The sequence below is a fragment of the Lysinibacillus capsici genome (assembly GCF_020217405.1).
Lineage (GTDB): Bacteria > Bacillota > Bacilli > Bacillales_A > Planococcaceae > Lysinibacillus > Lysinibacillus capsici.
Map to the genome: position 1 here is coordinate 1,546,363 of NZ_CP084108.1, position 17,491 is coordinate 1,563,853.

Sequence of the window (17,491 nt, forward strand, 5' to 3'; positions counted from 1 at the left end):
TCAATGTTTCATCAAATTTTATTGCAAATCTTTCAAAAACTCAATAAAGAGCGGACGATTTCGGCTGCCTATCATGTCCTAAGAGGGAAGCGTTCAGGCCAGACGATTCAAGATATTGGTCTTTTTCAACTGCATCAATATTTTGGCCTGTTGCCAAAACTCTCTCGTACTACATTTGATGAGGCTGTAAACTTATTTGTGCAGAATAGTTGGTTAAATGTGCAGGAATCTGGTCATTTTTACATGGAAACGCTAGGATTACAACGTGCACAACAAACGCCAACCTTTTTCTTTGATGGTTGGCACTATCGGGGAAATGAGCATGTGTTTTTTTCGAGGCTCTCTCTCATTGTACAAAGTTTGTCATATCAAGCCGCAGCCGTTCGTACCTTTTCACCGATTAGTAGAGATACAATGATTCAAGCGTGGGTGCGAACTTTTTTACAGGCATATCATTATAAGGAAGGTCATTTACAGCAGCAATTATTGACAGAATGTAATCATTTGCTAACTATTCTTCCTGTGTCAGATGCAAGCAAACAGCTTGTTCTGTATCGTTTAAGTGGTTATCAATTACCAGGATGGACGTGGCAACAACTTGCAGATGAACGGAAGGAAACTGTATTGGATAGTCAATTAGCTTTTATTGAAACCCTACATATATTATTAAATGAAGTGCATGCAAAAATCGATGATTACCCATTACTAGGGCATGTGGCAGAAGGATTAAAAGTTAAAATATTGCTAACAGATTCTGCACAACAAACCGCACAATTATATGAACAAGGTTATTCGATGGAGCAAATTGTTCATGTGAGAAAACTAAAGCAAAGTACAATTGAGGATCATTTTGTGGAATTAGCTATGTATGAACCGAACTTTTCTATTGGCCCATTCGTCTCCTATGATGAAGCTCAAAAAGTGTGGCAGGCATCGAAGCAGTATCAAACAAAAAAATTGAAAATATTACATGAAGCTTTAAACGATATGAGCTATTTTCAATTAAGGCTTGTCCTTGCGAAAGGAGAAGTATAAATGGAACTTGAACAATTATTGTATAAGCATTTTGGTTATTCATCATTTCGACCAGGACAGAAAGAAGTCATTGAGGCCTTACTGCAAGAACAAGATGTTATTGCGTTATTGCCAACGGGAATGGGAAAATCACTCTGCTATCAGCTACCAGCCTATACACTAGAGAAGCCTGTACTAATTGTTTCACCATTACTCTCATTAATGCAGGATCAAGTAGAAGAGCTGAAGCGTTTTGGGGAAAAGAGGGTGGTAGCTTTAAATTCCTTTTTATCGCTAACAGAGAAACGTTATGTATTACATTATTTAGAGCAATATCGTTTTATTTTTACTTCCCCAGAGATGCTGCTCCAGCAACAGGTACAAGAGAAACTGACGCAGATGAAGCTAGGTTTAATCGTAGTAGATGAGGCACATTGTATCTCACAATGGGGCTTTGATTTTCGACCAGATTATTTACGAATAGGTGACTGGCTATCGAGAGAGAATCGTCCGCCAATTTTGGCATTATCTGCTACAGCAACAAAGAAGGTTGTTCGAGATATACGGGAAACTTTATCTCTCAAAGCTCCATTCGAGTTTATGTATAATGTTGACCGCCCAAATATTCATCTAGGTCGTGTAGTAGTGGAGGATAAGGCTGATAAAGCTAGATGGCTCATGCGCCATGTTACGGAAACGGCAGGACCTGGTATTTTATATGTTTCCTCACGTAAACGAGCGCAACAATATAGCGAAGCCTTATTACAAGCGGGCGTTCGTGTTGCTGCGTATCATGCTGGCTATGGGGTGGAGGACCGTCAATTTATTCAACAGCAATTTATAGCTGGTGAACTTGATTGGATTGTTGCAACAAATGCTTTTGGCATGGGCATTAATAAGCTTGATATACGGCAGGTCATTCATGAATCCATGCCTGCCAATATAGCGAATTATATGCAGGAGATTGGACGTGCAGGGCGGGATGGTCACTCTGCACTTGCTATATTACTGTATGCTGAAGGTGATGAGGAGCTGGCTAAATTTGTTGTGACAGGCGATTTACCAACTTTACATCATGTTGACCGCTATCAGGAGCTGCTATCTCAGCAAATACAGCCAATCCAAATGCTGAAAAATGGGGAGTTAAGTGAGACAGCCTTCCGTGTGTTAGACTATTGGCTGCAGCGAGAGTCTTCGGAACAAGTGAAGGTCCGATTAAATCATTTAGCACTAGAGAAATACAATGCAGTGAATGAAATGCTTCAAATCATACAGACAAAAGACTGTATTCGTGAACATTTAGTCGGGTATTTTGGGCAAAAATTGCAGAAAAAGCCGGAAAACTGTTGTGAAAATTGTGGAATCCATTATGATGTAATCAAGAAAGTACGCTTAAAAGAGAAAAAGAAAGTAGAAATGGCAACGTGGGAAAGTCGATTGCAACAACTATTAATGGGTAATTAGACTAGAACTGACGGTCATTTACTTTTTTCGTAAAATTCGTCATAATAGAGATGATAGAAAGCGTAGTAAGGTTGGGGGAAAGGCGAATGAATAAAGAAGATTATCGCGATAAAATAGAAGAGCATCGTCAATCATTTGAAGATGAGCAAAAAGAACAGCAATCCTTATCAAGAGTTTCCAGAATGAATAAAAACGGTAATAAAAACAAAAAGCCCAAAAATTCGAAACGTAAGACACCATTAATGACGATTCTTTTTGTTATTTTTATCTTGATACCATTAACAATTCTTATTTATTTTTGGAAATTTTATGAACCTGGAAAAACAATTGAACAAGCCGAAAAGGATACAGCTGAACAGGTTGTCGAATTAGATCCTTCAGAAGCATCTGCGTCAGATAAGGATAAAGATAAGGATAAAGATGATAAGGGTCAAGACGCTCAGGGGGATAAGAAGGCTCAAGAGCAATCTCAAAAAGATGCTGATAAATTAGCAGCTGAGCAAAAAGCTGCTGAAGAAGCGAAAAAGGTTCAAGAGGCGAAAAAGGCAGAGGAAGCAAAAAAAGCCGAAGAAGCTCGAAAAGCTGAAGAAGCAAGAATAGCTCAACAACAAGCAGAGGCAGCAAGAAAAGCAGAAGAGGCTAGAAAAGCGGAAGAAGCTAGAAAAGCGGAAGAAGCAAAACAAAATGCTAAAGCAACGACACATACTGTAAAAGCAAATGAGAACTTATACCGAATTGCATTAAATCACTATGGCGATGGCAGTGAAGCGACTTTAGCTAAAATTCGTGCTGCTAATGGGATGTCCTCTAATACTGTAATGGTGGGGCAAGTCATTAAGTTACCTTAATAGAATTTTTTTCGTTATATAGTTTTTCTAGTATAAAATTACAGACAAACGTTCACACCAAAACGTACGTCTGATTTAGCAAAAAGGCGATTCGTTTTTTTAGAAGAATCGCCTTTTTGCTGTCGTAAGGAGAAGTGAGAAAATGCTATATTTAGGGCTATTTCTTTTGGTAGTCACCGCCCTTCTACTTTATATGTGGAAGGTGGCACATGAAAATAATGTATTGTCTCACCAGCTTTCATTACAGGGTGAACAGGAGAAGGTACGATTATTTTTTATTTCAGATGTTCATTTACGTAAAATAAGTAAGAAAATGATTGCACAGATACAGGGACATCATTTTGATGCAGTAATTATTGGCGGTGATTTTGCGGATAGCCGTACACCGATTGATCGTATTCATGAAAATTTATCATTATTAACGTCCCTTGGGCCAACCTATTTTATTTGGGGCAATAATGACAGAGAAATTGGGGAAGAAAGACTGAAGGACATTTTACAGGCATACCATGTTCAAATTATTGTCAATGATGCCGTACAACTGCCGCTTAAAAATTGCTTTTGGTTAAGCGCCATTGAGGATACAACCGTAAAAGAATATAGTTTTGAAAAAGCTTTTGCAAAGATAGGAGAGCAGGATTTCGTTGTTTTCATCGCTCATAATCCAGAGGTTTTTGCGAAAGTTCGGGCTAAGTTCCGTGCGGATTTAATGATGGGGGGACATTTACACGGAGGGCAAATCCGATTCGGCCCATATGGTGTCCATCCAAATGGTTCCTACCGTCAGCGTGATGGTGTCATGACATTAGTAAGCAATGGCTATGGGACGACATTAGTACCTTTTCGATTTGGTGCAAAGCCCCAATGTCATATAATTGACATTGATATTTCGAGTAAATAAACAACCAAAACGTGTGAGAAGGCGTATAATAAAAAGGTATCGTTTATTCTATGATAATGTGAAAGCATGGAACAGCAATTTTTGCTGTTCAAATTCGATTGGAGTGTCAAGAAATGCAGCAAGCAGATGCAATTATTGTTGGAGGAGGCCCATGTGGCTTAGCAGCAGCAATAGCTTTGCAAAATATTGGTTTACAACCTATTGTGATTGAAAAAGGAAATATCGTCAATGCCATCTATCATTACCCTACACATCAAACATTTTTTAGTACGAGTGAACGGTTAGCCATTGGTGATGTACCATTTATTATTGAAGGACGTAAGCCAAAACGCAATCAAGCCCTTGTCTACTACCGCGAGGTCGTCCGTTTAAAAAATATACAAGTTAATCGCTTCGAAAAAGTACAAAATGTTGTAAAAAATAATGATTTGTTCACGGTTACCTCCGATAAGGAAATATATGAAACGCCCTATGTTGTCATTGCAACAGGTTATTATGATCATCCGAATTATTTAAATATCCATGGTGAGCAGTTACCTAAAGTTTTCCATTATTTTAAAGAGGGCCATGAATTTTTTGATACGGATGTTCTAGTTATAGGTGGCAAAAATTCAGCGATAGATGCCGCGTTAGAATTAAATAAAGCCGGTGCTCGTGTAACCGTAGCCTATCGTGGTAGCGAATACTCTTCAAGCATCAAGCCATGGGTATTACCCGAATTTGAAGGGGTAGTCAAAACTGGAGAAGTTGACATGCTTTTTAATACAAATGTATTGGAAATACGAGAGCACGAAGTAGTTTTAGAAGTAGAGGGCCAAGAGAAAGTAGTAAAAAATGATTTCGTTTTTGCTATGACTGGCTATCATCCTGATCACTCCTTTATCAAAGCGATGGGAGTGGAGATAGAGGAAGAAACGGGTCGTCCATATGTTACGCCTGAAACAATGGAAACCAATGTTGAAGGACTATTCATTGCAGGTGTTATTGCAGCAGGAAATAATGCCAATGAAATTTTTATTGAAAATGGTCGTTTCCATGGCGAATGTATCGCCCGAACTATTGAGCAGAGAAAAAAATAACGATCGAGGCTGTATAGGCATGTAGCTTATACAGCCTTTTTAGCAAGGAGGCAACTCAATGATTGGCTTGTATTGGCTCTTGAGTTATTTAATAGGCAACATCTTGACGGCTTATTTCGTTGGTAAGATATACGGTGTCAATTTGCAGGAAGAGCGGAGTAAAAATTTAGGCGCACGTAATGCAGGAAGTGTGATTGGGAAAACAGCATTTATTTTGACGCTTCTTGGCGATTCATTAAAAGGTGTACTTGTTGTCGGATTAGGACGCATGTGGCAATTGGAAGAATGGGTCGTTATTGGCGGAGCTGCATGGGTGATAATAGGGCATCTATTTCCGATCTGGCTGAAATGGAACGGAGGAAAAGGTGTAGCTACTTTTATTGGTGTGGGTCTTGCCTTATCGCCAAGTCTTTTTTTATGGATGATCATTGGTACAGCACTTATATCTGCATTTACTAGAAGTCTGACACTTGGCATGGTTGGTGGCTTTGTTTTTTATATAGCCGCAATTATACAAGCAGGGAAATTAGAGCCATATGGACTTTTAATCATGGCAATCGTGTGTATGCTTATTAAGCATATGTCTAATATTCAGGAATCATTGAAAAGAGGGAAGTGAAGGAAATGTATTGGTGTAAAATTGCCAAGACAAATGAGGAATTTGAGGCGATTGCTCGATTGAATTATGAAACATTTGTTGAAGAAATTCCTCAGCATGAGGTGAATGCATCGCGAAAAAAAGTTGACCGATTTCATCAAGAGAATACCTATGTCGTTGTTTATAAGCAAACAGAATTAATTGGCATGGTGGCGTTCAGAGATCAACGACCATTTTCTATTGATGAAAAGATTGGTAAGGTCGAGCAGTATTTATCAAAGGAAAATTGTGAGAAGCTTTGTGAAATTCGTTTGCTTTCCGTGAAGAAAGGTTATCGAACGGGTCGAGTTTTATTGAAGCTTACTCAGGCCTTAACTACATTTGCCTACGAAAAAGGCTATTCTGCGGCAGTGATTTCAGGTACAACGAGAGAGGAAAAACTATATAAGCAGATGGGTTTTAAGCAGTTTGCGCCAGCTGTCGGGGAAGAGGGTGCGATGTTTTTACCGATGGTGCTCACTAGGCATGAATTTGAACAATCATTACAACATAGACTAACGACGGAACCCTCTACATTTTATCCTGGACCAGTGAAGCAATTAGAGACAATTGCTTATTCAGATGTATCACATCGTTCATTAGCTTTTTATGCACTTTATGAACGCGTGCAGAAGAAGTTGCTGCATTTATCGAAGGCAAATCATGTTGGTGTAATTGTAGGGACGGGAACGCTAGCAAATGAAGTAATGCTTGCACAACTAAAGGCACAGCAATTAGGAAAAGGGCTTATTCTAACAAATGGAGAATTCGGTGAGCGTTTACGGAAGCAAGCCGCTCGTTGGTCATTACAGTTTGAGGTGGTAGAAAAAGAGTGGGGAACGGTATTTGATGACAAAGAACTGGCTTCAAAGCTTGATACGGGGTCTTATCAGTGGATGTTGGCAGTGCATGGTGAGACTTCCACGGGAACTTGTAATAACTTAGATATTCTTAAAAAGCTTGCTATACAATACAATGTAAAGTTATGTATAGATTGTATTAGTTCGTTCGGTGCCATGCCGTTTTCTTTACAGGACTGCTATTTAGCTACGGCTGTGAGTGGTAAGGCCATTGGTGCGTTAAGTGGGTTAGCATTTGTATTTTCGCAATCACTTGTACCCTCATCTGCCGCTCTACCTGCTTATCTTGATTTAGCAAATTATCAGCAAGGTACCGTACCATTTACATTACCTGCTGTATTATTAAGTAATGTGGAGAAGGCATTGCAAGCCTATCCAGCACGTTATGAGCAGCTACAGCAGCGCTTTCAATCACTGCTACAGCTACCAATCATGCAATTTCAATATCCAACAATTCAATATCCGATGCTGATAACGGTTCAATTGCCTAATACTTATGCTAACCTACTTATTGATTTAGCATTAAACGGACTATTCGTTCATGGTGAAAGCCAGTATTTACGCCAAAAGAATTTCATTCAATTTTCTGTAATACAACCAGATTTTGATGAAGCTTGTGCTCGACTTAGCGAGATACTGAGCTATTATAAACAGGTGATCGAGATGTGAGGAAAAATATTACAGGAAAAAGTCCTTTAAATTTAAAGGCGAGCCAGTTGTGTTTAGGCCTATTAATAATTTTAAGCGTGCCTTTTGGCCATTAATACCTGTGGCGAATATGACGCCTAAATCTTCTAGCATTTTACCACCACCCACATAGCCATAAACACCTTCTGCGATTCCATTAAAGCAGCGGGAAACAAGTACAACTGGGATGTCTCGCTGTATAAGGCTTTCAATTCCCTTTACAACAGATGGTGGGACATTCCCTTGACCTAGTCCTTCTAGCACAACACCATCATATTTACATGCAAGCACGACATCCAATAAATCTTCTTCCATACCGGCATACACTTTTAGCATTGCGACACGCTTGGATAAATTGTTAACATCTACATATTGTCGACGAATTGGTGCGTGATGGAATAAGATTCGGGATTTAGTAATAAGTCCAATCGGTCCATATTGTGGAGATTGGAAAGTATTTACTGAACTTGTGCTTGTTTTTGTTGTATTTACAGCAAGATGAACCTCATCATTCATCACAACAAGCACACCTTTATCACGGGCTTCTTCATCAACAGCTACTCGGACTGCCTCCACTAAATTATAAATCCCATCTGCTCCAAGTTCGTTAGATGAACGCATAGCTCCTGTTAGCACAATAGGAATGGCTAAATTCGTTGTTAGCTCTAAGAAATAGGCGGTTTCTTCCAATGTATCTGTACCGTGTGTGATGACCACACCGTCAATTGGCTGTGCGTCAATTTGTTCCAAAATCAAGTTACGCAATAAAAGCATCTCTTTCGGTGTAATATGTGGAGAAGGAAGATTAAAAGCTTCTATTTCTATAATGCTTGCTAGTGAAGCCAGTTTATTACTTTCCTTCATTAGAGGATTTTCCTTATTTGGCATGACCGCTCCTTCAGCACTCATTGCCATGGAGATTGTGCCGCCAGTATGAATTAATAAAATTGTTTTTTTCATAAAAAATAAATCTCCTTTTAAAAAGTTTTTTTGTCATTACATGGTATAATAATAGCAGTCTATTGTTGAAAGGAGCCGGCATCATGATCATTTTATTATCTGCTGCCATTGCTCCCGGTCTAGCGCTTTTTAGTTATTTCTATTTGCGCAATCAGATGGCTACGGAGCCAAGAAGAACTTTACTACAAACGTTTTTATACGGCGCATTTTTAACGTTCCCAATCATGTTTTTACAGTATGTATTAACAGAGGAAGGGGTTTTTCGATATCTTTATCTTCAAGACGTACTATTTTCAAGTGTCATTGAAGAATTTTTTAAATGGTTTGTGCTATTAATTGCCATCTATAATCATATAGAATTTGATGACCCTTACGATGGTATATTGTATGGGGCAAGCATTTCGCTCGGCTTTGCTACAATTGAAAATGTTCTTTATCTACTTTCATTTGGCTTAGACACGGCATTTATGCGAGCCTTATTACCAGTATCAAGTCATGCTTTGTTCGGTGTCGTAATGGGCTATTATTATGGACGGGCTAAGTTTTCGAAACTTGTTAAGACAAAAGAAATGATTGCTATGGCGCTTTGTGCACCAGTCGTACTTCACATTCTATACAATACAATATTATCATTCAAAGGTCACTGGGTTTATTTAATGATTCCTTTTATGTTGTTTTTATGGTGGTTTGGCTTGCGCAAAGTGAAGCTTGCACATTATCATCTGGTGCAGCATTTGCATATGCAAAAGAAAATATAAAGCGTAGAAATCGTCAAAGATTTCTACGCTTTATTTCATTTTTATCATGTATAAATTACTCCTTTTGTTTCAAGCTATAAAAAAAAGGAGTGATAAAAGTGCGTTTAGTAAGCATACTTTTTGCTTTGATATTAGGAATTAGTATAATTGCGATTCCTCAAAATGATGCGAATGCATTTAGCGATCAGCAAATTACTCGGGGTGCCTATGGAGATGATGTCGTTGAATTGCAAGCGAGGCTACAATACTTAGGTTTTTATAAGAGTAAAATTGATGGCAAATTTGGCTACAACACATACTGGGCTTTACGTAATTTCCAAGAAAATTATGGGTTACCAGTAGACGGAATTGCAGGCGCTAAGACAAAGAAAGCATTAACGGGCAATTCAGATTATGATGAAAAATGGGTGAAAGCTCAATTAAATGCAGGGAATCAATTTACTTATTATGGGGGGAAGCCTCTTGATCAGCAAGTGAAAAAGAATACTAGTGGTGGCACTAGCAATAGTAGTGGAAGTAGTAATAATAATGGAACACAGACACAAGTCCCTCCCAAATATACAGAACGTGATTTACAACTAATGGCGAATGCGGTATATGGAGAGGCAAGGGGAGAACCATATGAAGGACAAGTAGCAGTTGCTGCAGTTATTTTGAATCGTTTGGAAAGCCCAGATTTCCCGAATACTATTTCGGGTATCATTTTCCAACCGTTAGCATTTACGGCCGTTGCAGATGGACAAATTTGGCTTGAGCCAAATGAGCGAGCAAAAGAAGCGGTTATTGATGCCATGAACGGCTGGGACCCTTCAGAAAATGCATTGTATTATTTCAATCCAAAAACTGCAACGAGCAAATGGATTTGGTCACGTCCACAAATCAAACAAATTGGAGAGCATATTTTCTGTTCATAGAAAGGAGGAACCTAGATGAAAACTTGGCTCGTGGTTTTAACGATTGCCGTTATTGGGTTAGGGGCTTACAGCATTGATTTGCATGGAGATAAAGAAGATTTACAACGTACCGTACTAGCACAATATACAGATAAGTTAACGGATGCATCTGAAAAACTTTCCCATCTTCAACGCTCGGTATCACAATCCCTGTTGTTTCAAGATGAGCAGGCGATACACAATGAACTAGATTCGGTTTGGCGTTTAAGCTCAGAAGTTCGTTCTTCTATTGCGAATATTCCAATAGGACAAGAGCTATCAAGCGAATGGATGAACTATCTAGGTCGACTTGGCGATGAAGCAAAAAGGACAGCGAAAACAGGGGATTATGAAGCTTGGCGTGAAAAAATGCCCCAGGTTTCAACAAATTTACAATCTCTTTCCGATGAATGGACAGCTGCAACCGTCGATTTCTATAAGCATGATGGAAAAATGGATGTTTGGCTACAGCAAGTGGACAATAAAAATCCAAATAGCCAATTTGATACTGTAAAAGATACATTAAAGGGCTACGGAGAAAAGGATTTCCCGTTAACTTTATCTGAATCTGATTGGCAGAAAAAAATTGAGTTAAAGGCATTACAGGATGCGGTTATTACCGAAAAAGAAGCACTAGAAAAAGTGAAATACTTATTCCCAGTCATTAAAGATGCTACATTTACAGTTACAAAAAGTAGTGATACAGCACCATATCCTTTTTATCATATCCAATTTCACCAAGGGATTCGATTAGGCTATGTTGATCTAACAGAAAAGGGTGGACATTTATTATCCTATTTAGTAGAACGTCCTGTGGATGAAGCCAAGTTATCACAAGAGGAAGTTATGAAAAAAGCGCAGGAATATGTGAAGAAATTAGGCATGAAAGATGTAGCCTATGTGGAATCACGCGAAAATCATCAAGCTTGGCATGTGACATTTGCTCGTGTGCATCCTGGAGATAATGCGTTAATCTACGCTGATGGTGTTCAATTGAAAGTAGCGAAAGATACAGGTGAGCTGTTAGGTGCAAATGCAATGGAATATATTCAAGAAGAAAATATTAAAAAGCAAACAGCTAAGCCGATTGATTGGAAAACGTTCTTCCAAGACGATATTCAAGTACAAGAGGTAAAAAATATCTATACAGATAATGGACAATTTGAGCAACGTCTTTGCTATGAGGTCATTGCATTGCGTGATGGTAATACGCAGGAAACATTTAGAATTGTAATTGATGCGGAAAACCATAATGTATTAAAAGTGGAATATCTAACTTAATCAATGATGCCTCCGCTCTGTATGAACTTGACATGAAAATACTACCAATTTTTATAGCCAAAATAAGCTTCTCATGAGATAATTAAACTATATTTTTCGCACGGGGAGATGCTCATGGAAATAAAAATTGGTACACAATTACAACTTGAACCAACTTATACAGAACGGTTGGAGAAATTCCGCTGTAAAGTTGTAGAGCAAAAAGATAATATTCTATATATTGATTATCCGGTTAATATGGTAACAAAGAAAACGGCATTTTTAATAGATGGCTCAGAATTTAGAGCAACTTTTCGTACTGAGGATAAGCAATCCTTTGCCTTTAATACAGAGGTAGTTGGCCGTAAAGCAGGTAATATACCAATGATTATGTTGCATTGTCCAACACCAGAGGAGTTTATAAAAATTCAGCGACGAGAATACGTTCGTGTAGAGACACAAGTAGACGTTGCTGTTCAGTTGAAAGACTATAAATATCAACTTGTAACTGTTGATGTTAGTGCAGGAGGCCTAGCTGTCATGTTGAAAGGTCAAGTAGCTTTCACTGAGGGTGATGAAGTAAAACTAACCATTGTATTGCCATTTGCCAATGGAGATGTCAAGTATGTCATTACAGAAGCGCTGATCGTCCGTATTTTCGAAAAAGAGGATAAACGCATTGCAACAATCCAACTAACAGATACAGATGATGTCGATCAACAGCATATCGTCCGTTTTTGCTTTGAACGTCAATTAGTCAATCGTCGTAAAGAAATGAACCCTTTTAATGTTTAATTTCCTTTATGAATATTTTGATGAAGCCCTCTCCTAGTAGAGGGCTTTTTTGAGGTTATATGATACAATAAGAGGTGCAGAAAGTAGGGAAGAATATGAAGAAAAACATTCAAATTGCGATAGATGGGCCTGCTGGTGCTGGCAAAAGTACAATCGCGAAAATTGTTGCTGAAGCACTGGGCTTTACATACATTGACACAGGCGCAATGTATCGAGCAGTTACGTATAAAGCGATGCAACAAAACATACATTTAGATGATGAAGCAAAATTAGCAGAGATGCTTGAAGTAAGCACAATTGAATTAAAACCATCACCTCAGGGACAGCTTGTTTTTTTAGATGGTCACAATGTGTCAGCGGAAATTCGCTCTAATGAGGTCACTTCATCAGTCTCACAAGTAGCTGCCCATGCGAAGGTTCGTGAACTATTAGTTGCCCAACAGCAAAAACTTGCAGCTAATGGTGGTGTTGTCATGGATGGCCGCGATATTGCTACACACGTCTTAAAGGATGCAGAACTAAAGATTTTCATGTCTGCAACAGTAGAGGAACGTGCTAGACGTCGCTTGATTGATAATCAAAAAAGAGGAATTGACTCCTCTCTTGAAAAACTTCAGGAAGAAATTGCACTACGTGATAAAAAGGATAGTGAGCGTGAAGCATCGCCACTGATTCAAGCTGAAGATGCGATCTTTTTAGATACAACAGCATTGTCCATTGATGATGCAGCACAAGCTATTTTAAAATTAGCAGAAGAAAAAATGCTATAAATCCTAAAGTTTCAGACATTTTTTGAATTTAAAGGATTTATTTTTGTCTTTGTCTTCAATATCGAATAAAATAGTAAGGGAAGATGCGAAGGAGGGTTACATATGTCTGAAGAAATGAACTATGCAGAACAAACGTTTAACGAGGGTGATATCGTCAAAGGCATTGCCGCGCAAGTTGATGAAAAGGCAGTATCTGTATCAATTCCAGGTGCACCGTTTGATGGTATTGTACCGATTAGTGAATTATCAAGCTTACACATTGAGAAAGCGTCTGATGTCATCTCAGTTGGAGATGAATTAGAGTTGATGATTACAAAGGTTGAAGAAGAAAACTTTGTCCTATCAAAACGTAAAGTGGATGCTTTAAAAGCATGGGATACACTGGAGCAGCAATTTGCCGCTGAGGAAATTTTTGAAGCGGAAGTAAAGGATATTGTTAAAGGTGGTCTTGTCGTAGATTTAGGTGTACGTGGCTTTGTACCAGCATCGCTTGTAGAGGACTATTTCGTTGATGATTTTGAAGGCTATAAAGGGCAAATATTAAGCTTTAAAATTGTTGAGCTTGATAAGGGTAAGAATCGCCTTATTTTATCTCATCGAGCAGTGGTTGAAGCAGAGAAAGCTTCACAAAAGAAAAATGTGATTAATCAAATAAAAGCTGGCGATGTATTGGATGGTAAAGTACAGCGTCTCGCGTCATTTGGTGCATTTATCGACCTAGGTGGTATTGATGGTCTTGTACACATCTCGCAAGTATCACATGAGCATGTGAGTGATGTGAGTGAGGTTTTAGCTGAAGGACAAGATGTAAAAGTAAAAGTACTATCAGTGGACCCAGAAAATGAACGTATTTCTTTATCTATTAAGGAAACTATTCCTGGACCATGGTCTAATATTGAAGAACGTGCCGCAAAAGGCACTATTTTAGACGGTAGAGTGAAGCGACTTACTTCATTCGGTGCATTTGTGGAAGTATTCCCGGGCGTGGAGGGTTTAGTGCATATATCGCAAATTGCGCATAAGCACATTAACACGCCTCATGAAGCATTGAAAGAGGGACAAGAAGTACAGGTGAAGGTCCTTGATGTCAATGCTGACGAAGGCCGTCTAGCCCTAAGTATTAAAGAATTACTAGAAAATCCAGAAGCAGAAGAAGTAATCGACTATGAATTACCTGAAGAGAATACAGGCTTCTCATTCGGTGATGTCATTGGCGATAAACTAAAAAACTTTAAATAATGTATACAGCGAGGATGCATAAATGTATCCTCGCTATTTTTGTGGTTGATAGGATTATGAAAGTGAAGGATAACAATTAAGAAATGGATAAAATCTTTGAAATGAAGGATAAAACTCTAAAAGTAGCGGATAAGAATCCTAAAGTGAAGGATAGCAACTAAAGAATGTAAAATCTTTGAATTAAAGGATAAGATTTTAGCAGCAGCGGGTAAGATTCTTAAAATAAAGGATAGTTAATTAAAAAGGCGATAAAACCTTTATGACATCTGATAGCACGCTTAAAAAATGAGGTAACACCGTTTATCACCATACATAGCATTCTACATTATGGATATGATATGATATAATGGCATTTTTCGTGTATAATAGCGAAAGACAAGAAGTTGGAAGGATGAAGTACAGATGACGAAACCAGTAGTAGCCATCGTAGGTCGTCCGAACGTAGGTAAGTCGACGATTTTTAATCGTATCGTTGGAGAACGCGTTTCGATTGTGGAGGATATCCCAGGCGTAACACGGGACCGTATTTATAGTTCGGCAGAGTGGTTAACACACGATTTTAATATTATTGATACAGGTGGCATTGAAATAGGGGACGAGCCGTTTTTAGAACAGATTCGTCAACAAGCTGAAATTGCCATTGATGAAGCGGACGTTATTATTTTCATGACAAATGGTCGTGAAGGGGTAACGGCAGCAGATGAGCAAGTTGCTAAAATTCTATACAAAACAAAAAAACCAGTCGTATTAGCGGTTAATAAAATTGATAATCCTGATATGCGTGAAATGATTTATGATTTTTATGCACTTGGCTTCGGTGAACCTTGGCCAATCTCAGGTTCCCACGGTTTAGGTTTAGGGGATTTATTGGACGAATGTGCAAAACATTTCCCGAAAGAAGATGAAGAACAATATGGTGATGATGTCATTAAATTCTCTTTAATTGGTCGTCCGAATGTTGGGAAATCCTCTTTAGTGAATGCTTTCCTAGGGCAAGAACGTGTTATTGTTAGTAATATTGCAGGGACAACACGTGATGCGATTGATACGCCTTATGCATATGATGGACAGGAATATGTCATTATTGATACGGCAGGTATGCGTAAAAAAGGAAAGATCTATGAAACAACCGAGAAATATTCTGTGTTACGTGCGCTACGTGCTATTGAACGCTCAGACGTTGTTTTAGTAGTGCTGAATGCAGAAGAAGGTATTCAAGAGCAAGATAAAAAAATCGCTGGCTATGCACATGAAGCTGGAAAAGCTGTGATCATTGTTGTGAATAAATGGGATGCCATTGAAAAAGATGAAAAAACAATGAATGTCTTTACACAGCAAATTCGTGAGCATTTCCTATTTTTAGATTATGCCCCAATCATATTTGTGTCGGCGAATACAAAACAGCGTGTGCATCAGATTTTACCGATTATCCAACGTGTCAGCGAGAATCATGCGATGCGTATTCAATCCTCTATTTTAAATGAAGTGATTGAGGACTCAGTGGCTCGTAATCCTGCACCGACAGATAAAGGTCGTCGCTTACGTATTTACTATGCTACTCAGGTAGCGATTAAGCCACCAACATTCGTTATTTTTGTGAATGAACCTGAGCTTATGCATTTCTCATACGAACGCTTCTTAGAAAATCGTATTCGTGAAACATTTGACTTTGAAGGGACGCCAATTCGTTTAATTACACGTGCGCGTGCTTAAGGCAATAGCTATACACATACAATACGCCAACCCGACATTATTGTTGGGTGGCGTCTTTTTACAAAAAAGAACTTACTTAATAGACAACCCAGCAAAGGGAGGATTTTGTTATGGAAAAAGTTTGTGTGTTAGGGGCAGGCTCATGGGGTACTGCACTGGCAATGGTACTAGCGGAAAATGGACATGATACGCTTGTATGGACACATAGAGCTGAACAGGCAGAAGAAATCAATCAACTGCATACAAATAAAAAATATTTACCAGAAACCATTCTACCTGAAAATTTACATGCGACGAGTGATATGGCGAAGGTAGCTACTCATGCAGAAACCATTGTTGTGGCTGTTCCAACAAAAGCGATTCGTGAAGTATGCGAGAAACTAACGGCTGAATTAACAAAAAAAGTGTTGTTTGTCCATGTTTCGAAAGGAATTGAGCCTGACTCATTAAAACGAATATCTGAAATTTTAGCAGAGAGCTTACCAGCTATGTATGTGGAAGAAATTGTTGTTCTTTCTGGGCCAAGTCATGCAGAAGAAGTGGTGCTGCATCATCCTACAACGGTTACTGCAGCTTGTGCCAATATTGATGCTGCTGAAAAGGTACAGGATTTATTTATGAATCAGTTCTTCCGCGTCTATACAAATGAAGATATCATTGGTGTGGAAATAGGAGGAGCGTTGAAAAACGTTATCGCTTTAGCAGCAGGTATTACTGATGGCTTAAATTATGGAGACAATGCGAAAGCGGCACTTATCACGCGAGGTCTTGCAGAAATTTCACGGTTAGGAGTAAAAATGGGCGGTAATCCATTTACGTTCTCAGGGCTTACAGGTATGGGGGATTTAATTGTAACCTGTACAAGTGTTCACTCGCGGAACTGGCGTGCAGGAAATATGTTAGGGCAAGGTATGAAGCTACAAGAAGTGCTGGATCAAATGGGCATGGTCGTTGAAGGTGTCCGTACCACGAAGGCAGCCTATCAATTAGCAGAGAAATATGGTGTCGCCATGCCGATTTCCACAGAGCTCTATAGTGTGCTATTTAATGATGTTGAACCGAAAGTAGCAGTAGATGCCTTAATGATGCGTATGAAAAAACGAGAAATAGACGATATGAAGCATTAATATTAATTTTTTGATTAGACTTGTCATAAAATGGACATAAATAAGGTGTCTCAGCGAATCTGTTGAGACGCCTTATTGTGTGCCACTAGTTGAATAGAAATACATGCTAAAAGAGTTGTCCATTTCTTGATAGTTATAGGACAACTATTTCTTTTTAGCAAAAGCACATAGTATAATATACTTTGATTGTGTCTTGACATTCAAAGAAAGGTGGTTTTTTGAAATGGGCCCGTTAGCTCATATGCCTGCGCTTGATGTAATGTGGGTGTCGTTTTATTGCATCGCATTTATGATTATATCAGTCGGCTTAATTTATTTAGCGCGAAATAAGATTTCAAATGTATTTTTACGAACAGTCGTAAATTTATGTGCATACATACTGTTTGGACTTGGCACATTTTTAATGGTACTTGTAGTTGCCACTTGGCCAGCATAAAAAATAATGAG

At 38.6% G+C, this 17,491-nt stretch carries 17 protein-coding genes; 16 read left to right on the plus strand and 1 reads right to left on the minus strand.

Annotation, left to right across the window (positions count from 1 at the left end; all coding sequences use genetic code 11):
* Positions 1-3: 3 nt before the first annotated feature.
* The 7 genes from LCP48_RS07340 to LCP48_RS07370 all read left to right on the plus strand — a co-directional run bounded on the left by LCP48_RS07340 (position 4) and on the right by LCP48_RS07370 (position 7,472).
* Positions 4-1,035, plus strand: a complete 1,032-nt coding sequence (locus LCP48_RS07340; RefSeq protein WP_004232566.1) for a YpbB family protein — start codon at positions 4-6, stop codon at positions 1,033-1,035.
* On the plus strand, positions 1,036-2,478 hold the full coding sequence (locus tag LCP48_RS07345) for a RecQ family ATP-dependent DNA helicase (protein ID WP_004232568.1): 1,443 nt from the start codon (positions 1,036-1,038) through the stop codon (positions 2,476-2,478).
* Between the two features lie 86 nt (positions 2,479-2,564).
* On the plus strand, positions 2,565-3,326 hold the full coding sequence (locus LCP48_RS07350) for a LysM peptidoglycan-binding domain-containing protein (RefSeq protein ID WP_009370798.1): 762 nt from the start codon (positions 2,565-2,567) through the stop codon (positions 3,324-3,326).
* Between the two features lie 142 nt (positions 3,327-3,468).
* The gene (locus LCP48_RS07355) at positions 3,469-4,227 is read left to right on the plus strand and encodes a metallophosphoesterase (RefSeq protein WP_004232572.1); all 759 of its coding nucleotides are present in this window, start codon (positions 3,469-3,471) and stop codon (positions 4,225-4,227) included.
* A 113-nt stretch (positions 4,228-4,340) separates the two neighbouring features.
* Entirely contained in the window at positions 4,341-5,306 is a 966-nt protein-coding gene (locus LCP48_RS07360; protein WP_004232575.1) for a YpdA family putative bacillithiol disulfide reductase, read from the plus strand.
* A 58-nt stretch (positions 5,307-5,364) separates the two neighbouring features.
* A complete protein-coding gene (locus LCP48_RS07365) occupies positions 5,365-5,925 on the plus strand; it encodes a glycerol-3-phosphate acyltransferase (RefSeq protein ID WP_004232578.1) in 561 nt (186 codons plus the stop codon).
* Between the two features lie 5 nt (positions 5,926-5,930).
* Complete coding sequence (locus LCP48_RS07370) at positions 5,931-7,472, plus strand: GNAT family N-acetyltransferase (RefSeq protein WP_004232582.1); 1,542 nt, start codon at positions 5,931-5,933, stop codon at positions 7,470-7,472.
* A gap of 9 nt (positions 7,473-7,481) precedes the next feature.
* On the opposite strand, the gene LCP48_RS07375 is transcribed toward LCP48_RS07370, so the two are convergent.
* On the minus strand, positions 7,482-8,450 hold the full coding sequence (locus LCP48_RS07375) for an asparaginase (RefSeq protein WP_225340825.1): 969 nt from the start codon (positions 8,448-8,450) through the stop codon (positions 7,482-7,484).
* An 83-nt stretch (positions 8,451-8,533) separates the two neighbouring features.
* Here LCP48_RS07375 and prsW point away from each other — a divergent pair, with 83 nt between their 5' ends.
* From prsW to LCP48_RS07420, 9 genes are all read left to right on the plus strand, one after another.
* A complete protein-coding gene (gene prsW, locus LCP48_RS07380; protein ID WP_004232588.1) occupies positions 8,534-9,208 on the plus strand; it encodes a glutamic-type intramembrane protease PrsW in 675 nt (224 codons plus the stop codon).
* A gap of 98 nt (positions 9,209-9,306) precedes the next feature.
* Positions 9,307-10,122 carry a spore cortex-lytic enzyme gene (gene sleB, locus LCP48_RS07385; RefSeq protein ID WP_004232594.1) on the plus strand — a complete coding sequence of 272 codons (816 nt, stop codon included), beginning with the start codon at positions 9,307-9,309 and terminating at the stop codon, positions 10,120-10,122.
* Positions 10,123-10,137: 15 nt separating this feature from the next.
* Positions 10,138-11,421, plus strand: a complete 1,284-nt coding sequence (locus LCP48_RS07390) for a PepSY1/2 domain-containing protein (protein ID WP_004232596.1) — start codon at positions 10,138-10,140, stop codon at positions 11,419-11,421.
* Between the two features lie 114 nt (positions 11,422-11,535).
* Positions 11,536-12,195 carry a flagellar brake protein gene (locus LCP48_RS07395; RefSeq protein WP_004232598.1) on the plus strand — a complete coding sequence of 220 codons (660 nt, stop codon included), beginning with the start codon at positions 11,536-11,538 and terminating at the stop codon, positions 12,193-12,195.
* Between the two features lie 95 nt (positions 12,196-12,290).
* The gene (cmk, locus tag LCP48_RS07400; protein WP_004232599.1) at positions 12,291-12,965 is read left to right on the plus strand and encodes a (d)CMP kinase; all 675 of its coding nucleotides are present in this window, start codon (positions 12,291-12,293) and stop codon (positions 12,963-12,965) included.
* Positions 12,966-13,067: 102 nt separating this feature from the next.
* Positions 13,068-14,204, plus strand: coding sequence for a 30S ribosomal protein S1 (gene rpsA / locus LCP48_RS07405; protein WP_004232600.1), 1,137 nt, complete (start codon positions 13,068-13,070; stop codon positions 14,202-14,204).
* Between the two features lie 402 nt (positions 14,205-14,606).
* Positions 14,607-15,917, plus strand: a complete 1,311-nt coding sequence (der, locus tag LCP48_RS07410; protein ID WP_004232601.1) for a ribosome biogenesis GTPase Der — start codon at positions 14,607-14,609, stop codon at positions 15,915-15,917.
* A 110-nt stretch (positions 15,918-16,027) separates the two neighbouring features.
* Positions 16,028-17,044: an NAD(P)H-dependent glycerol-3-phosphate dehydrogenase gene (locus tag LCP48_RS07415; RefSeq protein WP_004232602.1), complete on the plus strand. Its 1,017-nt coding sequence runs from the start codon at positions 16,028-16,030 to the stop codon at positions 17,042-17,044.
* Positions 17,045-17,267: 223 nt separating this feature from the next.
* Positions 17,268-17,480 (plus strand): DUF2768 domain-containing protein, encoded by a 213-nt coding sequence (locus tag LCP48_RS07420; RefSeq protein ID WP_004232605.1) that lies wholly within the window; start codon positions 17,268-17,270, stop codon positions 17,478-17,480.
* The last annotated feature ends 11 nt before the right edge of the window (positions 17,481-17,491 follow it).